This is a genomic window from Tropicibacter sp. S64 (assembly GCF_049803835.1).
In the GTDB taxonomy this organism is placed as follows: domain Bacteria; phylum Pseudomonadota; class Alphaproteobacteria; order Rhodobacterales; family Rhodobacteraceae; genus Pacificoceanicola.
Map to the genome: position 1 here is coordinate 190516 of NZ_JBNAGK010000005.1, position 23416 is coordinate 213931.

The 23416-nt window shown below is 65.1% G+C and carries 20 protein-coding genes; 3 read left to right on the top strand and 17 right to left on the bottom strand.

The window, feature by feature from the left end; translation table 11 throughout:
- Positions 1-276: 276 nt before the first annotated feature.
- The 7 genes from ACP159_RS10075 to ACP159_RS10105 form a co-directional block, all read right to left on the bottom strand.
- A complete protein-coding gene (locus tag ACP159_RS10075) occupies positions 277-603 on the bottom strand; it encodes a DUF1992 domain-containing protein (RefSeq protein ID WP_425099553.1) in 327 nt (108 codons plus the stop codon).
- Positions 604-774: 171 nt separating this feature from the next.
- Positions 775-1281, bottom strand: a complete 507-nt coding sequence (gene msrA, locus ACP159_RS10080; protein ID WP_425099554.1) for a peptide-methionine (S)-S-oxide reductase MsrA — start codon at positions 1279-1281, stop codon at positions 775-777.
- Entirely contained in the window at positions 1278-1727 is a 450-nt protein-coding gene (gene msrB / locus ACP159_RS10085; RefSeq protein ID WP_425099555.1) for a peptide-methionine (R)-S-oxide reductase MsrB, read from the bottom strand. The genes msrA and msrB overlap by 4 nt, the downstream gene beginning before the upstream one ends.
- Before the next feature lie 61 nt (positions 1728-1788).
- Entirely contained in the window at positions 1789-2835 is a 1047-nt protein-coding gene (queG, locus tag ACP159_RS10090) for a tRNA epoxyqueuosine(34) reductase QueG (protein WP_425099556.1), read from the bottom strand.
- Positions 2836-2888: 53 nt separating this feature from the next.
- Positions 2889-3554, bottom strand: coding sequence for a glutathione S-transferase family protein (locus tag ACP159_RS10095; RefSeq protein ID WP_425099557.1), 666 nt, complete (start codon positions 3552-3554; stop codon positions 2889-2891).
- 371 nt (positions 3555-3925) lie between these two features.
- Positions 3926-4675: a monofunctional biosynthetic peptidoglycan transglycosylase gene (gene mtgA, locus ACP159_RS10100; protein ID WP_425099558.1), complete on the bottom strand. Its 750-nt coding sequence runs from the start codon at positions 4673-4675 to the stop codon at positions 3926-3928.
- 84 nt (positions 4676-4759) lie between these two features.
- Entirely contained in the window at positions 4760-5533 is a 774-nt protein-coding gene (locus tag ACP159_RS10105) for a PEP-CTERM sorting domain-containing protein (RefSeq protein ID WP_425099559.1), read from the bottom strand.
- A gap of 296 nt (positions 5534-5829) precedes the next feature.
- Between ACP159_RS10105 and ACP159_RS10110 the strand changes: the two genes are divergently transcribed.
- Positions 5830-6462, top strand: coding sequence for a PEP-CTERM sorting domain-containing protein (locus tag ACP159_RS10110; RefSeq protein WP_425099560.1), 633 nt, complete (start codon positions 5830-5832; stop codon positions 6460-6462).
- Positions 6463-6696: 234 nt separating this feature from the next.
- Here ACP159_RS10110 and ACP159_RS10115 read toward each other — a convergent pair whose 3' ends face one another.
- From ACP159_RS10115 to ACP159_RS10135, 5 genes are all read right to left on the bottom strand, one after another.
- Positions 6697-7428 (bottom strand): PEP-CTERM sorting domain-containing protein, encoded by a 732-nt coding sequence (locus ACP159_RS10115; protein WP_425099561.1) that lies wholly within the window; start codon positions 7426-7428, stop codon positions 6697-6699.
- 126 nt (positions 7429-7554) lie between these two features.
- Entirely contained in the window at positions 7555-12096 is a 4542-nt protein-coding gene (gltB, locus tag ACP159_RS10120; RefSeq protein WP_425099562.1) for a glutamate synthase large subunit, read from the bottom strand.
- A gap of 116 nt (positions 12097-12212) precedes the next feature.
- On the bottom strand, positions 12213-12668 hold the full coding sequence (locus ACP159_RS10125; protein WP_425099563.1) for a GFA family protein: 456 nt from the start codon (positions 12666-12668) through the stop codon (positions 12213-12215).
- Positions 12665-13396, bottom strand: a complete 732-nt coding sequence (locus ACP159_RS10130; protein ID WP_425099564.1) for a hypothetical protein — start codon at positions 13394-13396, stop codon at positions 12665-12667. The genes ACP159_RS10125 and ACP159_RS10130 overlap by 4 nt, the downstream gene beginning before the upstream one ends.
- A gap of 242 nt (positions 13397-13638) precedes the next feature.
- Entirely contained in the window at positions 13639-15075 is a 1437-nt protein-coding gene (locus ACP159_RS10135) for an NAD(P)-dependent oxidoreductase (RefSeq protein WP_425099565.1), read from the bottom strand.
- 224 nt (positions 15076-15299) lie between these two features.
- On the opposite strand from ACP159_RS10135, the gene ACP159_RS10140 reads away from it, so the two are divergent.
- Positions 15300-16103, top strand: a complete 804-nt coding sequence (locus ACP159_RS10140; protein ID WP_425099566.1) for an undecaprenyl-diphosphate phosphatase — start codon at positions 15300-15302, stop codon at positions 16101-16103.
- Between the two features lie 254 nt (positions 16104-16357).
- On the opposite strand, the gene ACP159_RS10145 is transcribed toward ACP159_RS10140, so the two are convergent.
- The 3 genes from ACP159_RS10145 to ACP159_RS10155 form a co-directional block, all read right to left on the bottom strand.
- The gene (locus ACP159_RS10145) at positions 16358-18238 is read right to left on the bottom strand and encodes an acyl-CoA synthetase (RefSeq protein WP_425099567.1); all 1881 of its coding nucleotides are present in this window, start codon (positions 18236-18238) and stop codon (positions 16358-16360) included.
- A 276-nt stretch (positions 18239-18514) separates the two neighbouring features.
- Positions 18515-18817 (bottom strand): DUF1992 domain-containing protein, encoded by a 303-nt coding sequence (locus ACP159_RS10150; protein ID WP_425099569.1) that lies wholly within the window; start codon positions 18815-18817, stop codon positions 18515-18517.
- 44 nt (positions 18818-18861) lie between these two features.
- A complete protein-coding gene (locus ACP159_RS10155) occupies positions 18862-19416 on the bottom strand; it encodes an NADPH-dependent FMN reductase (RefSeq protein ID WP_425099570.1) in 555 nt (184 codons plus the stop codon).
- A 179-nt stretch (positions 19417-19595) separates the two neighbouring features.
- Here ACP159_RS10155 and ACP159_RS10160 point away from each other — a divergent pair, with 179 nt between their 5' ends.
- On the top strand, positions 19596-19994 hold the full coding sequence (locus tag ACP159_RS10160; RefSeq protein WP_425099571.1) for a GFA family protein: 399 nt from the start codon (positions 19596-19598) through the stop codon (positions 19992-19994).
- 260 nt (positions 19995-20254) lie between these two features.
- Here ACP159_RS10160 and ACP159_RS10165 read toward each other — a convergent pair whose 3' ends face one another.
- The gene (locus ACP159_RS10165; protein WP_425099572.1) at positions 20255-21418 is read right to left on the bottom strand and encodes an AIPR family protein; all 1164 of its coding nucleotides are present in this window, start codon (positions 21416-21418) and stop codon (positions 20255-20257) included.
- Positions 21419-21712: 294 nt separating this feature from the next.
- Entirely contained in the window at positions 21713-23275 is a 1563-nt protein-coding gene (locus ACP159_RS10170; protein WP_425099573.1) for a bifunctional metallophosphatase/5'-nucleotidase, read from the bottom strand.
- Positions 23276-23416: the final 141 nt, after the last annotated feature.

Here is a 23416-nt window from a genome sequence, read left to right on the forward strand (position 1 = left end):
GCCCCCGCCGCGCCGCCCGGCCCCGGGGGGCCCCCACCCCGCTGGGTGGCGGCCCCCGCGTCCATTGACAGGGCATAGCAGAGATTACCATGAGCGATCATTTCGCGTGCCGCAGTCCCGGACCTGATCCGGGACCTCCTGCTGCCAACGAGCATGCCGCGGTTGGTTTTCTGAAAAGGCGCAACGGGCGATTGGCCGTTCTCACGGGCCATCACATCAAGCCAGCTTGTGACAGACTCACCAGCCGCAGGGCCGTACGTGAGGCGAACACTCACCTCACCGCAGGAACTTCCGCCGCGCCTCTTCCGCCATCGCCTGCTTCATCTGAAGCTCCGCCAGCCGGGCCATCGCGGCCTTCCGCGCGTCTCCGGTCAGCCCGTCCATCGCGGCCTTCTGCGCCGCCACCTGCTTCTTGAGCGTGATCTCCTCGGGCACCACACCGGCCTGCGCCATGATCCGGAAGCCCGCCGCCTCCCCCGCATCGACAAAGGCATCGCCGGGCCGGTCAGGCAAAGGCTTCCCCTCGCCCGCAAGCCCGGACAGACCGCCTTCCAGCAGGGTCTTCAGGATGCGCCGTTCACTCAGACGGGACAGCCAGCTCATGGGTTCGTCCTTCCGATCGCGCCCGGACGCAGTTTCGCCGCAGGCAGCGTGACACCATCCCGCCAACCTTGCCACAAGGGTCCGGTGCTGCAAATGCGGCGTAGCTGCACAGGCCGCGCGGCCCGGGGCCGCAGGCGGTTTTCGCTGCCGGAAAAGCCCCGGGAACCCGGCCTACTCTGCCGCGTCGCGCTTCGGCAGGACCCAATCCGCGCGCGGGAAATGGCAGGTGTAGCCGTTCGGGATGCGCTCCAGATAATCCTGATGCTCCGGCTCCGCCTCCCAGAAATCCCCAACCGGCTCGACTTCCGTCACCACCTTGCCCGGCCAGTGCCCGGAGGCCTCCACATCGGCAATGGTATCCAGCGCACATTGCCGCTGATCCTCGTCGACATAGTAGATCGCCGAGCGGTAACTCATCCCGCGGTCATTGCCCTGCCGGTTCGGCGTGGTCGGATCGTGGATCTGGAAGAAGAACTCCAGCAGACGCCGGTACGAAATCCGCTCCGGATCGAAGAGGATCTCGATCCCCTCCGCATGGGTGCCATGGTTGCGATAGGTGGCGTTCGCCACATCGCCCCCGGTATAGCCCACGCGGGTCTTCTCCACCCCCGGCAGCTTGCGGATCAGATCCTGCATGCCCCAGAAACAGCCCCCGGCCAGAACAGCGCGTTCCATCATTCCACCTCCTCGACCTGATCCACATAAGCCCCGTAGCCCTCGGCCTCCATGTCATCGCGATGGATGAACCGCAAAGACGCCGAGTTGATGCAATAGCGCAGCCCGCCCCGGTCCGCCGGACCATCCGGGAACACATGCCCGAGATGGCTGTCCCCATGCCGCGAGCGCACCTCCACGCGGATCATCCCGTGCGTGGTGTCGCGCAATTCGACGATGTTGTCCGGCTCGATCGGCTTGACGAAACTCGGCCAGCCGCAGCCGCTCTCGTACTTCGACGCACTGGCGAACAAGGGCTCGCCGGAGACCACGTCGACGTAAATCCCCGGCTCCTTGTTCTTGAGCAAAGCGCCGGTGCCGGGCCGCTCCGTGCCGTTCTGCTGGGTGACGCGATACTGCTCCGGGGTAAGGCTCTCGATCACCTCCGGGCGGCGTTCATACTGTGCCATGGTGTCCCTCCTGTCGCTACGCCCCAGAATGTGGGCCAATCGGCGCGAATTGCAATCACGCTCACGCAAGCGTTTGTTTGAGTTTCAAAGCCGCCCACCGCGCCGCATCCCGCACCGCCGCGTCCGGATCGTCACAAAGCCCTTGCACCACCGGCAGCAAAGCGCCTTCGCCGGAGTTGCCAATGGCGTAACAGACGTTGCGGACAAAGCGATCCCGCCCGATCCGCTTGATCGGCGAGCCGGAGAACAGCGCCCGGAACCCGGCATCGTCCAGCGCCGCCAACGCCGCGAGGTCCGGCGCGACCAACTCGGGCCGCGCATGGTACTTCACCTCCGCAGCGGCCTGCGCGAACTTGTTCCACGGGCAGACCGCGAGACAATCGTCACAGCCGTAGATCCGGTTGCCGAGACCCGTGCGCAGATCCTCGGACACCGGCCCGGCGTGTTCGATCGTCAGGTAGGAAATGCAGCGGCGCGCGTCGAGTTGATAAGGCGCCGGGAAAGCCTGCGTCGGGCAAACATCCAGACAGGCCCGGCACGATCCGCAATGATCGACCTCCGCGCCATCCACCGGCAACTCCAGCGTGGTGAAAATGCAGCCGAGGAAAAACCAGCTGCCCAGACGACGACTGACCAGATTGGTATGCTTGCCCTGCCAGCCCAGCCCCGCCGCCGCACCCAAAGGTTTCTCCATCACCGGCGCCGTATCGACGAAAACCTTGATCTCGGGCGTCCCCTCCACGGCGTCGATGAGCCAGCGACCCAGACGCTTCAACCGCTTCTTCACCACGTCATGGTAGTCCCGCGCCTGCGCGTACACCGAAATCGCCCCGCGATCCCGCTGTTCCAGCACCGCCAGCGGATCGTGCGACGGCCCGTAATTCTCCGCCAGCATCACCACTGACCGCGCCTCCGGCCACAAGGCCTCGGGCGAGCCGCGCCAGCCCATGCGCTCGGCCATCCAGCCCATCTGCCCATGCCGCCCCCGCGCCACGAACTCCGCCAGCCGCGCCGCCACCTGCGGCACATCGGACGGCCGACACACCCGGCACTCGGAAAACCCGACGGCCAACGCCTCCGCCTTCAGAGCCGCGGCCAGATCAGACACGCCTCGCCCCTGTTTCTTCTTGGGTCAAATACCCAGGAATCCCCACGCCTGCCTCAGAAATCCAGATCGGCATAATGCGCGGGCGGCGGGAACCCCGGCACCTGGTCGGCGAGGATGGAGCGGAAAGCCGGGCGCGACTTGATCTTGGCGTACCAGTCCTTGACCACCGCCGAACGGTTCCAGTCCACATCGCTGATGTAATCCAGAGACGACAGATGCGCGGCGGCGGCGAAATCGGCCAGCGTCATGTTGTCCCCGGCCAGCCAGCGCCGGTGATCCAGAAGCCAGGCCATGTAATCGAGATGATACTTGATCGCCCGGGCCCCCGCCTTGACATTCCCGCTGTCCGGGAAACCGGCCTTCATCACCTTCTTGTTCACCCGCTCATAGAGCAGCTTCGACGTGACCTCGTTGTGAAACTTGTCGTCGAACCAGCCCACCAGCCGCCGCACCTCGTAGCGGGCATCGGCACTCTTGGGCATCAAGGACGGCTCGGGGTATTTCTCCTCGATCCACTCGCAGATGGCGGCGCTCTCCGCCATGGTCTTGCCGTCGATCTTTAGCACCGGCACCTTGGCGGCGGGGTTGCGGCGCAGGAAGTCGGCCTCCTTCTCCCAATAGCGCTCCTCGTGCAGCTTGCACTCGATCCGCTTCTCCGCGAGGCTCAGGCGGACCTTGCGGCAGAAGGGCGACAGGGGAACGTGGTAGAGCTCGGCCATGATGATCCTGGGTACGGGAGGGGGTCTCTCCCTAATTGCAGGGAATTGCGCCGAGGTTCAAGCAGGCAAGCGGGGCACAGCCCCGCCCTACGTCGGCTCGGCGCAAATCGGCGGGCATCCGCACAGATCCACAGGTCGATTGGGGGCGCCGCCCCCGCCGCGGCTGTGCGCCGCGACTCCCCCTGGCGGTATTTGGGGACCAAAGAAGATCAGGGCCAGCGCAGCATCCCGTAGGGCGGGGCTGCGCCCCGCACCCGTGCGAGGGCTAAGCGTGGCAATCCACAAACCGGCGCGGCGGGTCCGAGGCGCGACGACCCCTTCCGGATAGCAGGAAATCCGCCCGGCGGAGCACCGCCACAGCCGCTTCGACGTCACTCGAAACACTCCGCCCGCCCGTCCGCCGCAATCGTCGCAGCGCCGCTTTCGATGGCCTTCGCCCGCCGGGTCATCGACGCGGTGGGCCGGGCCGGGTTGCGCTGTTTCGGATTGGGCAGCGCCGCCGCGATCAGCGCCGCCTGACGGGCCGTCAACTGCCCGGGGCCGACGCCGAAATACTGCCGCGCCGCCGCCTCCACGCCGAACACGCCCTCGCCCATCTCCGCCACGTTCAGATAGACCTCCAGGATGCGCCGCTTCGACCACAACGCCTCCACCATCGGGGTCATCACCGCCTCCAGCGCCTTACGGACATAACTGCGCCCCTGCCAGAGATAGACGTTCTTCACCACCTGCTGCGAGATCGTCGAGCCGCCCCGCGCCGCGCCGCTGGCAATCGCAGCCCGGATCGCCGCCATGTCAAAGCCCCAGTGCTCGCAGAAGTTCGCGTCCTCCGCCGCCACCGCCGCGCGCAGCATCACCGGCGCAATCGCGTCCACGTCGACCCAGCTGCGCTCGACCGAGCCCAGTCGCTTCTGTTCGCTCCAGATCGTGTGCGTGGTCGGCGGGTTCACCGCGCTGAACAGCAGCACCAGCATCAGCATCACCGCCACGACAATCCCTCCCAGCCGCATCAGCCACTTGAGCAGCCAGCGCAGCGGGCGGACCCTCGGGCGATCCGGTGTGGCGCTGTCCGCCGCCTTCGCCTTTGCCGGTTTCCGGGCCGATGTCTTACGTGCTGCCATGGCCAAGGCTTAACCGCTTCGCGCCCAAAAGCAAATCTCCGGGCGCCGGGCCCGGAGAGTGATGCCGCACAGGGATCAAGGGTGTCAGCGCCGCTTGCGCCGCGCCGACAGCAGCCCGGCGAGACCGCCGATCAGCAGCAGGCCCGAGGCCGGGACCGGCACGGGAGAAATGACGGAACCGCCACCCGAGCCGCCGGGAATGTCCAACCCGCCGCCGCCGCCACTCGTGCCGCCGCCGCCCGCCGTGTTTTCGCCGCCGCCATCGGTGATGCTGCCGCCGGTGCCGCCGCCGATGGGCGTGCCGCCGCCGGTGCCGCCGCCCTCGCCCGGGGTGCCGCCGCCGGTCCCGCCGGTGCCGGAGCCATCGGTGATGACAAAATCCTCGAGGCTCACGCCGCCGCCGGTCAGAAGCGCCATCACGGACTCGCTCGAACCGGACCCGCTGAGGGTGAATTGACAGACCACCGGGTCCAGGGAGCACGTGCCGACGCTGAGCATCGCGCTGATGCCGAGATCGGTGCCGTCGATGTCATAGCGGGTGTAGCCCAGCAGCCGCAGCGCCTCCAGGAACTCCGTGCCGCCGAACGTGGCGCTGAAATGCAGGCCCGAGGCATCGCGGGACAGAATCTGCGGACCCGTCCCCTCCGCGCCGCCCATGCCGAAAAGCGCGTGGATCAGCCACACGAGCAGGTTGTCCTGCCAGTCGATGCCCTCCTCGCGCTCCCCCTCGGGTGGAACATAGGACGCCGGTGTGCCGGTGAAGGTCTCTCCCCCGGACAGTCCGAAACCCGTGGTCGCCGCCCCCGCCGGAGCCGAAACCGCCATCATCAGCGCTGCCGCTGCCATTGCTTGCTTCATCTATCCCACCGCTCTCGAGGCTTGCTGCCTTCTGTCTGCCTGCGGCCTGCACGTGGGGGCCGCATTTACGATTGTTGATAAATCGTAAACGATCGTGAGTAAACCAAAGGTTGACCTTGCGTCGGTTTTTTCCGGTTTGCGTGGCCCGGGTGATGCAGGTGCTCATGCAAGCGGCATCGGCTTTAGGGAAGCGCGGTATTCCACCGGGGGCCCGCGAAATCTCTGGACGGGTAAAAAGGTTAATCTATGATGTATCCAACACCGCCCGTTCCGGGTTCTTCAGAGAATCATTCCTCATGACCGCAGCTCTTCGTCTGGCGACCGCCGCCTGTCTGCTCGCGCTCGCCGCACCTGCCGCCGAAGCGGCGACCGTGGGCTTCGGCCTGACCGTCTCGACCAGCGGATCGGGTGGCGACCGGCCGCAGTTCACCTTGACCAACATCTCCGACAGCGCGTTGATCCAGACCTTTACCTTCGCGATCAACGCGCCGGGATACTGGTTCGATTACATCTATTCCCAAACGGTGCCTGTCACCCCGGTCGGCCAGACCCTGACCACGGGCCAGACCAACGGCAACGAGAACTCCGGCACCACGTCCGTGGCCTTCGGCTTCACCGCCTTCGACCCAAGCGACGTCTTCCAGTTCCGCGCCGATCTCGACCCGATCGGTGTCGCGGATGCCGCCACCAACTTCCGGTCCGTGTTCTTCAACAACGGCGGCCCCTCGGTACCGAACGCCACCGCCTCGGTGCTGTTCTCCGACGGCCGCACGCTCGCGCTGGAACTGTCCGGAACCGGCGGGCAGTCCGCCTATATCTACACCGCAGCGATCGTCGACGCGCCGGTGCCGCTGCCCGCGACCTTGCCGCTGGCGCTGGTCGGTCTCGGGGGGCTCGGCCTCATGGCGCGGCGCCGCAAGGCCGCCTGACCCCGGACGCGACACCGCTCCACTACAGCGTTTCTGGTTCAACCTGAAACATCGAGCGGCACGCATGTCCCGAGAATACGAAGTATGGCAGGGTATGCGTGCCTCAAGTTTAACCAGAAACGCTATAAAGATCAAAGGCGCCGCCGGTCATCCGGGGCGCCTTTTTCCGTCTCATGACTCTGGCGTTCGGCCGACCGGCCCGGACCAAATCGCCGGGCCGCCAATGCCGCCGCGTCAGCCCTTCCTGCGCCGCCGCAGCCCGAAAAGCCCCAGCGCGCCCGCCAAGAGCAGCCCCGACGCAGGCACCGGCACCGCCGCCACCGTATAGGTCACGCTGATCGCGAAGACATCGCCCGTCGCGACGCTGCCCCCCTGGTACAGCTGCGCCGTACCGGCATCCGCGTAGAAGAACATCCGGCTCGGATCGCCCGCGGGCTTGTTGTTGTTCTCCCAGACACAGGGCGAAGACACTGCCTCGACCACGACCATATGCCCGCTGTCGCTGCCGCAGCCGCCATAGGTCGAGTTGATGAACCAGCGCCGGCTGTACGTCCCGTCTCCGGCGGGGGAGAAGAAGTTGTGCGACGCCGAGGTGATGTCGCTCCAACTCGACGAGAGCACGTTGGCCACGTCAAAGAAGTCGGTTTTCGTCGTGCCCGCCGCGTCGAACTCCACATAGGCCTGCAACACACCGCCGTCGTAAATCCCGACCAGCACGGACAGCACATCGCCCCAGTTGCTCTCGACCCAGCTGCTCTTGTAGTCGATCCCGTTCGCCGTCAGGTCAGCGGCGCCGGACACGCCCTCGTTCAGGCCGCCGCCGCCGATCCAGGTCGTGTAGGCATCGGCCTTCGGTGCGCTGTAGCTGGCGCTGTCGCTCAGCTTGTAGACCACATCCGTGGCCGTGGCCGCCGACACCGTTCCGGCAAGCCCGGTCAGCGCGGCAGCAATCAGGTAAGTCTTCATGTCCAATAGCCCCCTCTTGCAATGCCCTCCTCATACACCCGCGCCCGATTCTCTCCAATATCATTGATGAAAACGCGACGGGGCGGCCCGCAGACCGCCCCGTCCCTGTTCAATCCTGCGGCAGAGTCACTCCGCCGGAACCTTCCGGTCCATGTCGATGCCCAGCGGATACTTGATCTTGTCGAGCATCTCGGTCGGGCAGACCTGGAGGAAGTGCGCCTTCTCCATCTCCCAATGCTGCAGGATGTCCTGACCCTTGCGGCTGTTTGTCTCCGCCACGTGGCGCTCGATCAGCCCCTTGAGCTCGGCCTCCCACTCCGGCGTGGTCACCTTGCAGGTCACCAGCCCCTCGGCGTTCATCAGCGCCGGGGCCAGCCCTTCGGGATCGTAGAGATACGCCATCCCGCCGGTCATGCCCGCGCCGAAGTTCGCGCCGATGGAGCCGAGGATCACCGCGATGCCGCCGGTCATGTATTCACAACCGTTGGAGCCACAGCCCTCGATCACCACCTTCGCACCCGAGTTGCGCACCGCGAACCGCTCGCCCGCGCGGCCTGCGGCAAACAGATACCCGTCGGTTGCGCCGTAAAGCACGGTGTTGCCGATGATGGTGTTTTCCGAGGCCACCAGCGGCGAGACCTGCGGCGGACGCACGACGATGAGACCACCGGAGAGACCCTTGCCGACGTAGTCGTTCGCATCGCCCGACACTTCGATCTTCAGACCCGGCGCGGCAAAGGCCCCGAGCGACTGGCCGGCGGAGCCGGTCAGCTTGACGTGCAGGTGATCGCTCTGCAGCGCGTTGCGCATGCCGAACTTGCGCACGATATGGCTCGACACCCGCGTGCCAACCGTCCGGTGCGTGTTCATCACCGCGTAGCTGAGCTGCATCTTCTCGCCGTCCTGCAGGAACCGCGCCGCATCGCGCACGATCTCCGCGTCGAGCGTGTCCGGAACCGGGTTCCGCGGACGGTCCCGGTCGTAGACGATATGCTCGGAGCCATCGACGTGGATCAGGAGCGGGTTCAGGTCGAGGTCATCGAGATGCTCGGAGCCACGCGACACCTGAGACAGCAGGTCCGCCCGGCCGATCACTTCCGACAGGCTGCGCGCGCCGATGGAGGCGAGGATTTCCCGAACTTCCTGCGCGTAGAAGGTGATGAGGTTGACCACCTTGTCGGCGTTGCCGGTGAACTTGGCCCGCAGGTCATCGCGCTGGGTACAGACGCCCACCGGGCAGGTGTTCGACTGGCACTGACGCACCATGATGCAGCCCATGGCAATCAGCGCCGCCGTGCCGATGCCGTATTCCTCGGCCCCGAGCATCGCCGCCATGACGATATCCCGGCCCGTGCGCAGGCCGCCGTCAGTGCGCAGCACGACGCGCGAGCGCAGGTTGTTCATGGCCAGAACCTGATGCGCCTCGGTCAGGCCCATCTCCCACGGCAGACCCGCGTATTTGATCGAGGTCGCAGGACTTGCCCCGGTGCCGCCGTTGTGGCCGGAGATCAGGATGACATCCGCCTCGGCCTTGGCCACACCCGCCGCAATCGTGCCGACGCCGGAGGAGGCGACGAGCTTCACCGTCACCTTCACCGTCGGGTTGATCTGCTTGAGGTCGTAGATCAGCTGCGCCAGATCCTCGATCGAGTAGATGTCATGGTGCGGCGGCGGCGAGATCAGCGTCACGCCCTTCGTCGAGTGGCGCAGACGGGCAATCAGGTCCGTGACCTTCATCCCCGGCAGCTGGCCGCCCTCGCCGGGCTTGGCGCCCTGCGCAACCTTGATTTCAAGCTCCTCGCAGTGGTTGAGGTACTCGGCGGTCACACCAAAGCGGCCGGACGCCACCTGCTTGATCTTGGCGGAGGGGTTGTCGCCGTTCGGCTCCGGCACGAAATGCGCCGGATCTTCGCCGCCCTCGCCGGAGTCGGACTTCGCGCCGATGCGGTTCATCGCGACGTTCAGCGTCTTGTGCGCCTCCGGGGAGAGGGCGCCAAGCGACATGCCCGGCGTCACGAACCGCTTGCGGATCGAGGTGATGCTCTCCACCTGCTCCAGCGGGATCGGCTCGCCCAGCGGCTTGATCGCCAGAAGGTCACGCAGATGGATCGGCGGGTTCGCCTGCATCGCGTTGGAATACTGCTTCCACAGCTCGAAGGACGCCCGGTCACAGGCGCTCTGCAACAGGTGCATGTTCTGCGCACCCCAGGCATGGGTCTCGCCACTCTTGCGCGCCTTGTAGAAGCCGCCAATCGGCAGCACGTCCTGCCCCAGGGCAAAGCCGAGCGCGTGCACCTCTTCCGCCTTCTTCTGCAGACCCTTGAGGCCGATGCCGGAAATCCGGCTGGTCATGCCCGGGAAATACTCGGCGCACATGGCACGGCTGAGGCCCACCGCCTCGAAGTTCAGACCGCCGCGATAGGAGGAAATCACCGAAATCCCCATCTTCGCCATGATCTTCAGCAGACCCTGATCGACGGCTTCGCGATACCGCGCCACCGCCTCGGTCAGACCCATGTCCAACAGGCCGCGCTTGATGCGATCCGCAAGGCTGTCCTCCGCAAGGTAAGCGTTCACCACCGTCGCACCGGCGGCAATCAGCACCGCGAAGTAATGCGGGTCGATGCATTCCGCCGAGCGCACGTTGATCGAGCAGAAGGTCCGCAGGCCCTTGCGCGTCAGGTGGCTGTGCACCGCGCTGGTGGCAAGGATCATCGGAATGGCCACCTTCGCCGCCTCCGAGTGCTCGTCGGTCAGCACGATGTGACCCGAGCCGGAGCGCACCGCATCCTCCGCTTCGCTGCGAATGCGGGCCAGCGCGTCGCGCAGCGCATCCTGTCCGCCACCCGCCGGGAAGGTACAGTCGATCTCGACGCAGGGCGCGTTGAACGCCTTCTTCAGCTCGGCAAACTGCGCGTTGCCGACGAAGGGGCTGTCCACCACGTAGATTTCCGTCTGCGCCGAGGACTCGTCCAGCACGTTCTTGAGGTTGCCGAAGCGCGTCTTGAGGCTCATCACGCGATATTCGCGCAAGCTGTCGATCGGCGGGTTCGTCACCTGGCTGAAGTTCTGACGGAAGTAATGGCTCAGCGGGCGATACTTCTTCGACAGAACCGCGCTCGGGGTATCATCCCCCATCGAGGCCAGCGTCTCCTTCGCATCCTCCGCCATCGGCGCGAGGATCTGCTCCAGTTCCTCGACGGTATAGCCCGCCGCGATCTGCCGCCGGCGCAGCTCCGCGCCTTCGAACAGCGGCTTCTCCTCGACCTTCGACAGCGTCTCGTCCAGTTCGGTGATCTTGCCGCACCACTCGCCGAAGGGCTGGGAGGCCGCCAGCGCGTCCTTGATCTCCACGTCGTGGTAGAGCTTGCCCGCCTTCATGTCGACCGCGATCATCTGGCCCGGCCCGAGGGCTCCTTTCTCACGCGCCGTCGCCTCGTCGGTCGGCACCATGCCGATCTCCGAGCCTGCGATCAGCAGCCCGTCCCCGGTCACGACGTACCGCATCGGCCGCAGCCCGTTGCGGTCGAGACCGCCGCAGACCCAGCGCCCGTCCGTCATGGCGAGAGCCGCCGGACCGTCCCAGGGCTCCATCACGGAGTTGCAGTAGGAATACATGTCGCGCCAGGCTTCCGGCAGCTCGATGGCCTGCTTGGACCAGCTCTCCGGCACCAGCATGGTCTTCGCCATCGGCGCATTGCGCCCGGCCCGCACCAGCACCTCGAACACCGCATCCAGCGCCGCCGAGTCGGACGAGCCGTTCGGAATGATCGGCTTGATGTCCTCCGCCTTCGCCTCGAAGACCGAAGACGCCATGCGGATCTCGTGCGACTTCATCCAGTTGACGTTGCCCTTGAGCGTGTTGATCTCGCCGTTGTGCGCCAGCATGCGGAACGGCTGCGCCAGCCACCACTGCGGGAAGGTGTTCGTCGAATACCGCTGGTGATAGATCGCGAAGGCCGATTCAAACCGCTCGTCCTGCAGGTCCGGATAGAACTCCGCCACCTGCTCCGCCAGCATCATGCCCTTGTAGATGATCGACCGGCAGCTCAGCGACGCCATGTACATGCCGTTGATGCCCGCCGCCAGCGCCGCCTTCTCGATCCGCCGCCGGATGACGTAGAGATCGCGCTCGAAGCTCTCCTCGTCCACGCCCTTGGCGTTGGAAATCAGGATCTGCTCGATCTCGGGCCGCGTCGCATTCGCCTTCTCGCCCAGGCAGGACACCTTCACCGGCACATGCCGCCAGCCGTAGATGTAATAGCCCATGCGCAGCACTTCGGACTCCACGATGGTCCGGCAGGCTTCCTGTGCGCCATGATCCGTGCGCGGCAGGAACACCTGCCCCACCGCCATCAGCTCGTCGCGGCGCGGCTTGTGGCCGGTGCGCTCGATCTGGTCATAGAAGAACTTCACCGGGATCTGCACGTGGATACCCGCACCGTCGCCGGTCTTGCCGTCCGCGTCGACAGCGCCCCGGTGCCAGACCGCCTTCAGCGCGGTGATGCCCGCCGCCACGACCTTGCGCGAGGGCTTGCCGTCGACGCTGACCACAAGGCCAACCCCGCAGCTCGAATGCTCCTCGCTCTCATGATACATGCCCTTCTCGGACATGAACGCCCGCTTGGCTTCCTCGCGGGCCACCCACGCTGCATCATACTTGGTCATGGTCATCGTCCTCCATGAGGGGCCGCTCGCGCAGCCATTGAATGCCTTTGTCCCCGGGTTTCTTCTTGGTCCAAATACCCGGGGGGTCCGGGGGGCGAAGCCCTCCGGCCTTCTCTTCAGTCTTCCGGCCCGCCGCCCTCCAGCACGCCGAACTTCTCGACACACTCGGCCCGCGTCAGCAGCCGCCGCCCCGCCTGCCCTTCAAAGGCATAGCTGTCGGGCTTGTGGTCGATGTAGATCTCGTTGGTGATCTCGAACCCGTTCGGATCGTCGAAAATCCCGACCGGCACTTCCGTATTGCCGTACCATTCATTCTCCAAAGTCACGCTAAAGTAGAGTCCCGACCCACATTTCCCGCAAAACGCGCGTTCCGCCCAGGCGCTCGTCTGCATCACGCGCAGGACCTCGCCGCTCCAGGTGATGCTGCCCGTCGGCACCGTCACCCCGATCAGCGCCGAGCCGGTCCAGCGGCGGCACATCTCGCAATGGCAGATACCCGCCTTGTCCGGCACGTCCGTCGCGACAAAGCGCACGGCGCCGCACAGGCACCCTCCGGTCCGCTCGCCGCTCATCCGAACACCGCCCCGGTGCGCAGCGCACTGATGACATCGCAATCGTACAACGGTTGCATGGCCGCGAAACCCGCCTCGCCCGGATAGATGAACTCGACCGGCGGGCGCGACCACTCGGTTTCGCGGCCGTCCGGCAGGATTTCCTTGACGTAGCCAGGGAAGAAGCGCCGATGCTTGCCCGAGACGAACTCGCGGCCCTCCAGCTCCCGCAGCACGGTGCCCTGCCAGTCGCGGTAGGTCGCGTAGAATTCCGTCTGGTACAGCGTCTCGCCGTCGATCACGACCTCGCCGACGATCCGGTCGAACCCGGTGATCCGTTCGATCATCCCGCCGGGCCGGCGCTGCGAGAAATCATAGGTGTCGAGGCCGCCGGCAAGCAACTCGTCGAGATTGCTGGCGTCGGCAATCGGACGCTGCGTGATCCATTGTGCCGGATCATGCGGCGGCCCGCTCTCGACCCATTGCGTCTGGTTGTCGATACGGCTGACAAAAACCGGGCCGGTTTCGTCGATGACCACGCGCCAGACGTCGTCGGCGTCGATCTGCGGACAGTGCCAGCTGTGCTCCACCCGGCAATCCCGGTTCTGCGTCGTCAGGTCGAGCGTGCAGCCTTCGGGCGCAACGAAGACATCGCCCGCTTGCGCCATGACCGGCAGGAGCACAGCCAGCGCCGCGCCGAAGGCAAAGCCCCGACCCTGCGCGTGTCCGTCTTTCCTGCGTTCAGACATTCTTCATTCTCTCACATGACAGGGTCAGCACCCCTGACCCGTTAACCTGTCTTAAGGCGCCTCCCCGGCCCCTTGTGCATTCGCGCACCGGGATCGGGGTATCTGTACGAAACTCGGGGAGTTTTGTACCAAACCCGCAAATCTCGCCCTGTCGGGCCGGTTTCCGGAGGGGGCAATCTGTACGAAGATCGCCCCGTTTTGTACCAAACTCTCCGAGACACCGCCCGCAAGCGGCGCAATTCTCACTCCGCGGCGACAGCGGCCTTTGCGTTAAGGTCCGTCAACAGGGCTTCCGCACAGTCGCGGCCATCCCGGATCGCCCAGACCACGAGGCTCGCGCCCCGCACGATGTCGCCAATGGCATAGACGCCCGGCATCGCTGTCCGCCCGGTGGTGAACTCCGCCTTGACGGTGCCCCAGCGCGTCACCTCCAGCTCCGGCTGGCCCCAGAGCGTCGGAAGCTCCTCCGGCGAGAAGCCCAGCGCCTTGATCACCAGATCGGCGGGCTCGTCATAGTCGCTGCCCTCGATCAGCTCGGGGCTCTGACGGCCCGTCGCATCCGGCAGGCCAAGGCGCATCTTCTCGACAACCACCGCACTGACAGGCTCACCCTTGAACCCTTTCGGCGCGGTAAGCCATTCAAAGACAACGCCTTCTTCCTCGGCGTTCTGCACCTCGCGCTGCGAGCCCGGCATGTTGGCGCGGTCGCGGCGATAGAGGCATTTGACGCTGTCCGCGCCCTGGCGGATCGCCGTGCGCACGCAGTCCATCGCCGTGTCACCGCCGCCGATCACCACGACCTTCTTGCCCTTGGCATTCAGCTCGCCGCTCTCGAATTCCGGCACGCTGTCGCCGAAGTTGGCCGCGCGGTTCGACGCCGTCAGGTAGTCGATGGCCTTGACGATGCCCTTCGCCTCGGAGCCGACGCCACCCAGATCGCGGGACTTGTAGACGCCCGTTGCGATGATCACCGCATCATGCTGTGCCCGAATATCCGCGAAGGCCATATCTTGCCCGACCGTGCAGTTCAGCACGAACTGCACCCCCGCCGCTTCCAGCTGCGCGACGCGGCGCATGACCACGTCCTTCTCCAGCTTGAAGCCAGGGATGCCATAGGTCAGCAGGCCCCCGGCGCGGTCGTACCGGTCGTAGACCGTGACCTGCAGACCGGCGCGGCGCAGCAGGTCGGCGGCGGCCAGACCACCGGGACCGGCCCCGATGATGCCGACGCTCTCGGAGCGCTCCTGCGCCGGAATGCCGGGCTTGACCCAGCCTTTTTCCCAAGCGGTATCCGTGATGTACTTCTCGACCGTGCCGATCGTCACCGTCCCGTGGCCGGACTTCTCGATGACGCAGTTGCCCTCGCACAGACGGTCCTGCGGGCAGATGCGGCCGCAGATTTCCGGGAAGGTGTTGGTCGCCTGGCTGACCTCGTAGGCCTCCTCCAGACGCCCGGTCGCGGTCAGCCGCAGCCAGTCGGGAATGTTGTTGTGCAGCGGGCAATGGCTCTGGCAATAGGGCACGCCGCACTGGCTGCACCGCGACGCCTGCTCCTCCGCCTTCGCCGCCGCGAACTCCGCATAAATCTCGTCGAAATCTTTGCTGCGCTCACCCGCCTCACGCTTCTCGGGCATCTTGCGCGAGACATCGACGAACTTCAGCATCGGTTGCTTGGCCATAGGGTGTGGCTCCATTCAGGGATTCCGGTTGCGCCTCTTTATACAAGGACGAAACGGAATAAAAGTCACTTATGCTGACCTATATTCCTATTTTTCCACCCCCTCAGCGATCAACTTGGCAAAAAACTCCGGTTTAAGGTATCAAACCGGACCTATATTTCACCTTTCACCACAGGATCAGGGGGTTATACAGGGGCATCCAAACCTGTCCGGACACCACCTCCATGACCTTCACCCACCTCCTGATCCTCGCATTGATCCAGGGCGTTACCGAATTTCTGCCCATTTCTTCATCCGGGCATCTGATTCTCCTCCCGAATCTAACCGGCATGGAGGACCAGGGACAGATTCTCGACGTCGCCGTGCACGTCGGAACACTGTTTGCCGTCATTTTGTACTTTTGGCGCGACGTGCGCGAGGCGCTGTTCGGCATTCCCGCCATGCTCCGTGGCCGCCTCGACGCCCCCGGCGCCCGCCTCGCCTTCCTGCTGCTGATCGCCACGATCCCGGTGATCGTCGCCGGGCTGGTGCTCAAGGTCACCGGCCTGAGCGACATGCTGCGCTCTACAGCCGTCATCGGCTGGACCATGCTGCTGTTCGGGCTGGTCCTCTACTGGGCCGACACCCGCGGCGCACAGGAAAAGGAAGCCGCCGACTGGAACACGGCAGACGCCGTGAAGATGGGCCTCTGGCAAGCGGTCGCCCTGATCCCCGGCACCTCCCGATCCGGCATCACCATCACCGCCGCCCGGCAGCTCGGCTATGCCCGCTCCGAAGCCGCGAAACTCTCGATGCTGATGTCGATCCCGACGATCATCGCCTCCGGAACCCTGCTCGGCCTCGAAGTCGCGGGCACCGCCAACGCCGCCGCCGCCCGCGACGGAGCCGTCGCCGCCCTGCTCGCCTTCCTCGCCGCGCTGCTGGCGCTCGTCCTGATGATGCGCCTGCTGAAATCGGTCAGCTTCACACCCTACGTCATCTACCGCTTGATCCTCGGCGCCATTCTGCTCTGGATCGCCTATTCCTGAGGGATTTCGCCCGGCTTGCGCCGGGCGACCAACGCTCGCTTCGCTCGCGTTTCGGGGGCTCTGCCCCCACGCCCCTGCGGGGCTCCCCCGCGGTATTTGGGGACCAAAGAAATCCAGGAGCGCGCTTCATCTTCTTTGGTCTGCAAATACCGCGGGGTAGGCTCGAAGAGCCGTAGGGGCAGAGCCCCTGCACGCGCCCGAAGGGCGCGTTGGTCGCGGCGCGCAAGCGCCGCGAAACCTCTCTCACGACTGCATCAGGCCGCCCATTCCCAAGGCCGGGTGAAGCTGCCCAGCACCTCGGCAACGCCCGCCTCGCCGCCGCCGTTGGGGGCGACCTGCGCCACGAGGCCACGCTTCTTGTCGTCGACCACCGCCACGACCCGCGCCGCCAGCCCCGCCTCTTCCAGCGCACCGTTGTAGACCCGCGTGATCGCGTGCTTGCGCAGGTCGGGCTTGAACACCTTGCCCACCGCGGTCTTCGGCAACTCGTCGAGGATCGTCAAGTGCTTGGGATGCGCCGCCCGTTCGTGTACGTGCCGTTTGGCGTGCTCGAGCAGTTCCTCGACGGTCACCTCCGCCCCGCCGACCAGTTCGACGAAGGCGCAGGGCAGTTCCCCCGCGTAGGCGTCCGGCTGGCCGATGGCGCCGGCAAAGGCCACCGCCGGATGGGCCAGCAGCGCCTCCTCGATTTCCGCCGGGTCGATGTTGTGGCCGGAACGGATGATCAGGTCCTTGGCCCGGCCGGTGATCCACAGGTAGCCGTCGGCGTCGAGCCGTCCGAGATCCCCGGTGCGCAGGTATCGTCCATGGAAGTAGAGGTTCGCGTTCTTCTCGCTCTCGGTGTAGGTGTTCCCGGCATAGACCCCGGGGTTGGAGACGCAGATCTCCCCGACCTCGTCCACCGCGCAGTCCAGCGCATCGCCGCCCACCTGCTTGATGATCTTCACATCCGTGTATGGCAGCGCGATCCCGATCGACCCCACCTTCTTGACGCCATCCGGCGGGTTGACCGAGACGAGGCAGGTGGCCTCCGTCAAGCCGTAGCCTTCGCAGATGGTCACGCCGCAGGCCTTCTCGAAGCGCTTGAACAGCTCCAGCGGCATCGGCGCGGAGCCGGAGAATGCCGTCTTCACCGATGAGATGTCCGCGTTCACCGGGCGCTGCATGAGCGCCGCAACCGCCGTCGGCACGGTGATGACGAAGCTGATCTTCCAGCGCTCGCAGAGCTTCCAGAAGTTGTCGAAGACCCCCTCCCCGCGATAGCCTGCGGGCGTCGGGAAGATCACATGCGCGCCCGAGCAGATCGCCGCCATCAGGATGACGTGGCAGGCAAACACGTGGAACAGCGGCAGCGGGCACATGATGTTGTCGGTCTCGTCGAACAGCAGCGTCGCGCCGAGCCAGCCGTTGTAGATCATCCCGCCGTAGCGGTGCTGCGCCACCTTCGGCATGCCCGTGGTGCCACCGGTGTGGAAATAGGCCGCGACCCGGTCGCCCGCGCTGTCGGCAAAGGTCAACTCACCCGGATGTTTCGCCGCCTCCTTGCGGAACGACTTGTAATCCGCATGGCGCAGCCCCTCCAGCTTCGGGCGCACGAAGGGCACGATCCAGCTTTTTGGCGGGGTCAGGTAGCGGTTCAGGTCCACCTCCAGCACCGTCTTGACACCCGGCGCGTGGCGCACCGCCTCGGCCACCTTCTGCGGCAGGTCGGTCTTGGGGAAGGGTTTGAGCGTGACCACCACCTTCGCGCCGGTCTCGCGCAGGATCGAGGCGATCTGTTCCGGCTCGAGCAGCGGGTTGATCGGGTTCACGATCCCCGCCACCGCGCCACCCAGCAGCGTCGCAATGGTCTCGTTGCAGTTCGGCAGGACGTAGGCGATCACGTCCGTCTCGCCGATGCCCAGGGAGCGGAACAGGTTCGCCGCCTGTGCGGTCTGCGTCTTCAGCTCCGCCCAGTTCAGGGTTTCCGCCTTGTCGGCCGGGCCGGATTGCAGCTGGTAGCTCACCGCCGGTCGGTGCGGGAAGGCCTCCGCCGTGCGGCACAGCTGACCCCAGAGCGTCGCGGGCACGTCCCGTTCCTCCCAGGGCATCGCATTCTGGATCGCGTCACGGTCCGCCGCGCTGGCATAGGTCATGGTTGTCCTCTCCTCCCCATGAGACATTGCATCATAGTGTGGAGAGGTCCGCCTCATCGCGCAAGAGAGGAGAACGCAACGGAAAATCGCGCGTGACGCGGCGTTCCCGGGGCGAAGGCGCGAGGCGCCCGGTGTGGCCGGTTGGGGCGGTCCCTTGCCCGGACCCCGGGGGCACTACGGCGTTTCTGGTTTGACCTGAACAATCGAGCGGCACGCATGTCCCGAGAACACAAGGTATGGCAGGGTATGCGTGCCTCAGGTTCAACCGGACACGCTTTACCCCCGCCGTTTCGCGATCTCGATGCGGGTCTCGGCGAGGGACATGTCCTGCAGGATGCGGCTGCGCGCCGTCCGGTCCGAGGTGTCCCGCAATTCGTCCCGCAGGCGGGCGAGTTCGCGGCTGAGCGCGACCACCTCCGGCACCGCGCCATTGTCGCGCAGGATACGGTTCAGGACGGCATCCTGCCCGTCGCCGTCGAGGGCAAGCGGCTTTCCCGCGCCGGGCAGGTTGTCGAAGGCACCGTCCCGCTCGGCGGCGGCGATCCTTGCGTTGATCAGGTCGATGAGCGGGTGATCCATGGCATCAATCTGCCATGGATCGGTGCGTCGGGAAAGAGGCTGGCTCAGGCGGCGGCGGCGACGGGTGCCAGCCGGTCCAGCAGCGCGTCGAGCGCGGCGCGGTCCTCGTCCCGGGTCAGGCTGCCGGTTTCGGCGTCCCAGGCCTCGCCCCAGGGACCGATGCCCTTGGCGCCGCGCAGGTCTGCGCCGAAGAAGGGCGCGACAAGCTCCTGGCTGGCGAGCACGTTCGCCCCGGCCCGCGGCCCCGGCGTGGCGGAGAGCATGACCAGCGGCTTGCCCTGCCAGACCTGTGCGTTGGCGCGGCTCATCCAGTCGAAGACGTTCTTCCAGGCAGCGGTGACGGTGCCGTTGTGCTCGGCGAAGGAGACCAGAACCGCGTCGGCCTCGCCGATCCGGGCAAGCAGGTCCTGCGCGGGCTGCGGCACGCCGCTCTCGGCCTCGCGGTCGACGGAGTAGATCGGCATCTCGTAATCGTTCAGGTCGACGTGGCTGATCTCGGCGTCGTGGTGGGCGCGGGCCAAGCGCTCCGCGGCGTGGCTGACCAGCGTGCGGTTGATGGAGGTGCGGCTGTTGGTGGCGGCAATGGCGAGGATTTTCATGATATGGTGCTCCTGTTCGGATGTGGCGTTGTCCTTGGGGAGAACATGGAGCCACGCACCCACGCACTCAATTCCGGGACGGCGAACAGGATTTCTGCACAGGCGCACAGCGGGATTTGCCTGTGCATGGGGCGCAGGCTCGGGCATGCTCCGGTTTGGAGACCTGAGAGGGATGGATCATGATCGAGGGACGGTGCCTGTGCGGGGCGGTGCATTGGACGTATGACGGCGTGCCGGAAGATGCGACGGCCTGCAACTGCACGGCGTGCAGGCGGTACGGGACGCTCTGGGCCTATGACTGGGAGGGGGGCGTGATTGCGCTCTCGGGGCCGGTGAAGGCCTTTGCGCGGCCGGTGGAGCATCCGGCGCTGGATTTCCTGTTCTGCGAGACCTGCGGCTGCGTGGCGGCCTGGCGGGGGCGGAAGGCGCAGGACAACGGCCATCTGCCCATCGCGGTGAACCTGCGGCTGGCGGAGCCGGAGGCGGTTGCGGGGATACGGATGCTGCGGTTCGACGGGCTGGACACGTTCGAGGATGTCGACCCGCTGGGGCGGAGCGTGGGGGATATGTGGTATTGAGGGGGTAGAAATGTTTCGCGCGCGAAACATTGTTTGTTAATAATGGGTTAACGCAACACCCCGCCGAACAGGCCTGTCCGAAGGCGCGTAGTAGCGAACTTGGACCACGTTAATGGTTCGGAGGGCGGAGATCTGCCGTACGCCGCGCAATGCACGAACAGGAGCAGTCTGCCGTTAATCACATTGCAAAAGCGTTATCCGGTTTCTTCTTTCGACGCCAGGACAACCCACAAGCTGCCCTGGCGATCATGTTTTCGCGTTTACTGCTGCAAGGTCAGGCGCGCGTAGATGCTCGTGACGGACATCAAAAGCGAATAGCACCCCTTGGTCTTGCCCATCGTCTGCGGGTTGTGGTTGGCAATCTCCTGATACGCTTGCGTCGCCGTGCGTATCAGGTCCGCGTCCGTCAGTACTGTGGGTCTTTCCATCCGCCAGCGCATGCCGTTGTGCCGCATGAAAACTGAATGAGCCGCAATAATCGGGAATATAAGTCCATCAGGCACCTCTTTGACCTTGCGGTCCTCGCGCTCGATGGAGCGGATGCCGGTCCCGATGAACCCCTGATGCTGCTTCCAGTCGATATAGAGCTGCCATGCAATCGGTGCCACGTCGAGGAAGCAGTCGTAGACTTCTTTGTTTTCGGGCTTTTCTACCAATTCTTGGAACAGCTTAAGGCAGCGCGTCTTCTGACTGTAAGAGAACACTTTGTTCTCCGGGTCCGATTGCCGCTTGAACTTTTCCATCATCTCCACGGGCAAAGCCGCGAAAGTGACCTGCACCAACTTCTCGGTGTCGAGTGTGCCTTCCTTGTCGTTCTGTTCGCTCTCGCTCTTTTGCAGGCGCACATCCGGGAAATGCTCAATCATTCGGGCTTCGAGAGCGTCGATGTGTCCGCGCCGCCCAGCGATGGACAGGGCGCGCACGTCGTTCTGGAAATTCCTTGCTATGGAAATCTCGGCAATCAGATCGTCATCGTCTGTGACTATGATCTCATAGCGAATACTCGGCTCCTGATAATCCTCGTTGAAAGTCTCGGCATAGAACCTCCGCAGCTCACCTTGGGTCTGCGAACCATTAATGATACTCGGCTTGAGCAGCGTCATCTTCTTGGTCTTGTCGTCTACTTCGGCGTCGCGGGCGACGATCACAATTCCACCATTCAGGATCGAGAAAAGTGGCGAATTGTCTTTTAGGGTTTTGCGGATCGCCTGATGAACGAGCGTGGGCGTCTTCTTCTGCTTGCCCTTCGCTTCGACCAAATACTCCCGGACATTCTCGTTATCCTCAAGTTCCAATACCGACCGTGCGGGGGCGGTACCAGCATAAACCTTGCGGCTCGCACTCGTGTCTTCGGGCGAGGAGATATTGCGGCAGTTATGGTAGGGGAATGCGAACAGTGTCGCGGCTGCTTCGGCAGTCGTCATGGGTAGTACCTCGATTTTCCGATGTCCGACACATTTGAACGGCGCGTCCACCTGGACGACCAAGACGAGACATCAAAAGAATGATGCCGAACAATACTCGTCCAGTCAATAAGGGCGAACGAAACGCAGCCTCACCTCGCTTTAGCTCAAAGTCGCAGGCGAAAAATACGAAAATCGGGTCCGCTTTAGGCTTACACCGATCATTCTAACCGGTCGGCGCAATGGGCCGCCCCCCAAACCAAAAAGGCCCCCGCTTTCGCGAGGGCCTTTCCTTCATTCAAACCCTTTAAAGGATCACTCCTTCACGGTGATCCGGCCGTCCGTGTAGGGCGCGTAGGGGCCCTTGGCGGCGAGGTATTCTGCCGTCACGTCGGCCAGGTCCGGGCCGAAGTCGTAGGCGTTCTGGGCGTCGACGAACATCTTGTAGCCGTCGCCGCCGTTGCGGACGTAGTTGTTCGACACCACGCCGTAGAGCTTCTCCGGATCGACCGGCGCGCCGCCGATCATCACGTCGGAGACGCGGCTGCCCGGCTCGGCGCTCTTGGAGAAGGAGAAGGTCAGGCCCGCGACCTGCGGGAAGCGGCCGCCGCCTTCCTCGACCTGGCTGACGCCGTTCTCCAGCGCCTCGACGATGGTGGCGCCGGTGACCTGGAAGGTCGAGAGGGTGTTCTGGAACGGCAGCACGGTCAGGACTTCGCCCATGGTCACTTCGCCGGCGTCGATGGAGGCGCGCAGGCCGCCGCCGTTGGCGATGGCGACCTCGATGCCCTGGTCCTTCACCCGGTCGAGCATGGCGTCGGCCACGAGGTTGCCCATCGGGCATTCCATGGCGCGGCAGACATCTCGGGAGCCTTCGATCGCGTCGGACGTCTCGGCGACGACCTTGTTGCGGATCTCTTCGAGCGGGGCGGCGGCCTCGGTGATGCGGGCCTTGGTGGCCTCCTCCTCGGCCACGGAGCCGTCGAGCAGGATCGGCTCGCCCTTGGCTTCCTTGATGTTGCCCTCGTCGTCGAAGGTCACGTTCAGCTCACCGAGGAACTTGCCATAGGCGTAGGCCTGCACGATGGCGGTGGAGCCGACCATCACGGGGTACGGGCCTTTCGCGCCTTCGATGGTGTTGGAGAGGAGCGAGTTGTCGTGGCCGCCAACGATCACGTCGACGCCGGTGGTGTTCTCGGCCACCGTCTTGTCGACGTTCAGGCCGGAGTGCGAGAGCACGATGATCTTGTTGACGCCCTCGGCGGTCAGCTTGTCGACTTCGCCCTGCACGGCTTCGGAGGGGTCGGTGAAGATGATGTTCTTGCCGGGGGAGGCGAGTTCGTCGGTGTCCTGCGGGGTCAGGCCGATGAGGCCGAGCTTCTCGCCGCCGCGTTCGATGATGGTGGATTTCATCAGGACATCGGCCAGCAGCGGCTCGCCGGAGACGTCGGCGTTGGACATCAGCACCGGGAATTCGACCGCGTCCATGAAGCCGCGCAGGACCTCGGGGCCGTCGTCGAATTCGTGGTTGCCCACGGTCATCGCGTCATAGCCCATCTGGTTCATCATCTCGGCGGCGAGCTTGCCCTTGTAGTAGGTGTAGAACAGCGTGCCCTGGAACTGGTCGCCGCCGTCCACGAGGATGTAGTTGTTGCTGCGGGCCTTGGCGTCGCTGATCGCGGTCTGCAGGCGCGCGGAGCCGCCGAAGCATTCGCCGGCGGTGTTGTCCTCGGCGGAGCAGCCGCTGTCGTACTTCGAGATCGGCTCGAAGCGGGCGTGGAAGTCGTTTGTGTGCAGGATGGTCAGCGAGTAGTCGGCGCTGGCCACGCCGGCAAGGAGGCTCAGCGCGGCGGCGCTGGACATCAAACGGAGCGACATGGTGAAAAACCTCTCTGTCAGTCTTTTGCTTGTGGCACCAGCAGACCCCTGATTTGGACAAGAGTCAAAGCCTGAAACGCGGTATCGCGGCGTCAGGTGACAGGGGCATGACAGGGCTGCAGGGAATTTGCGCAGGGCGGG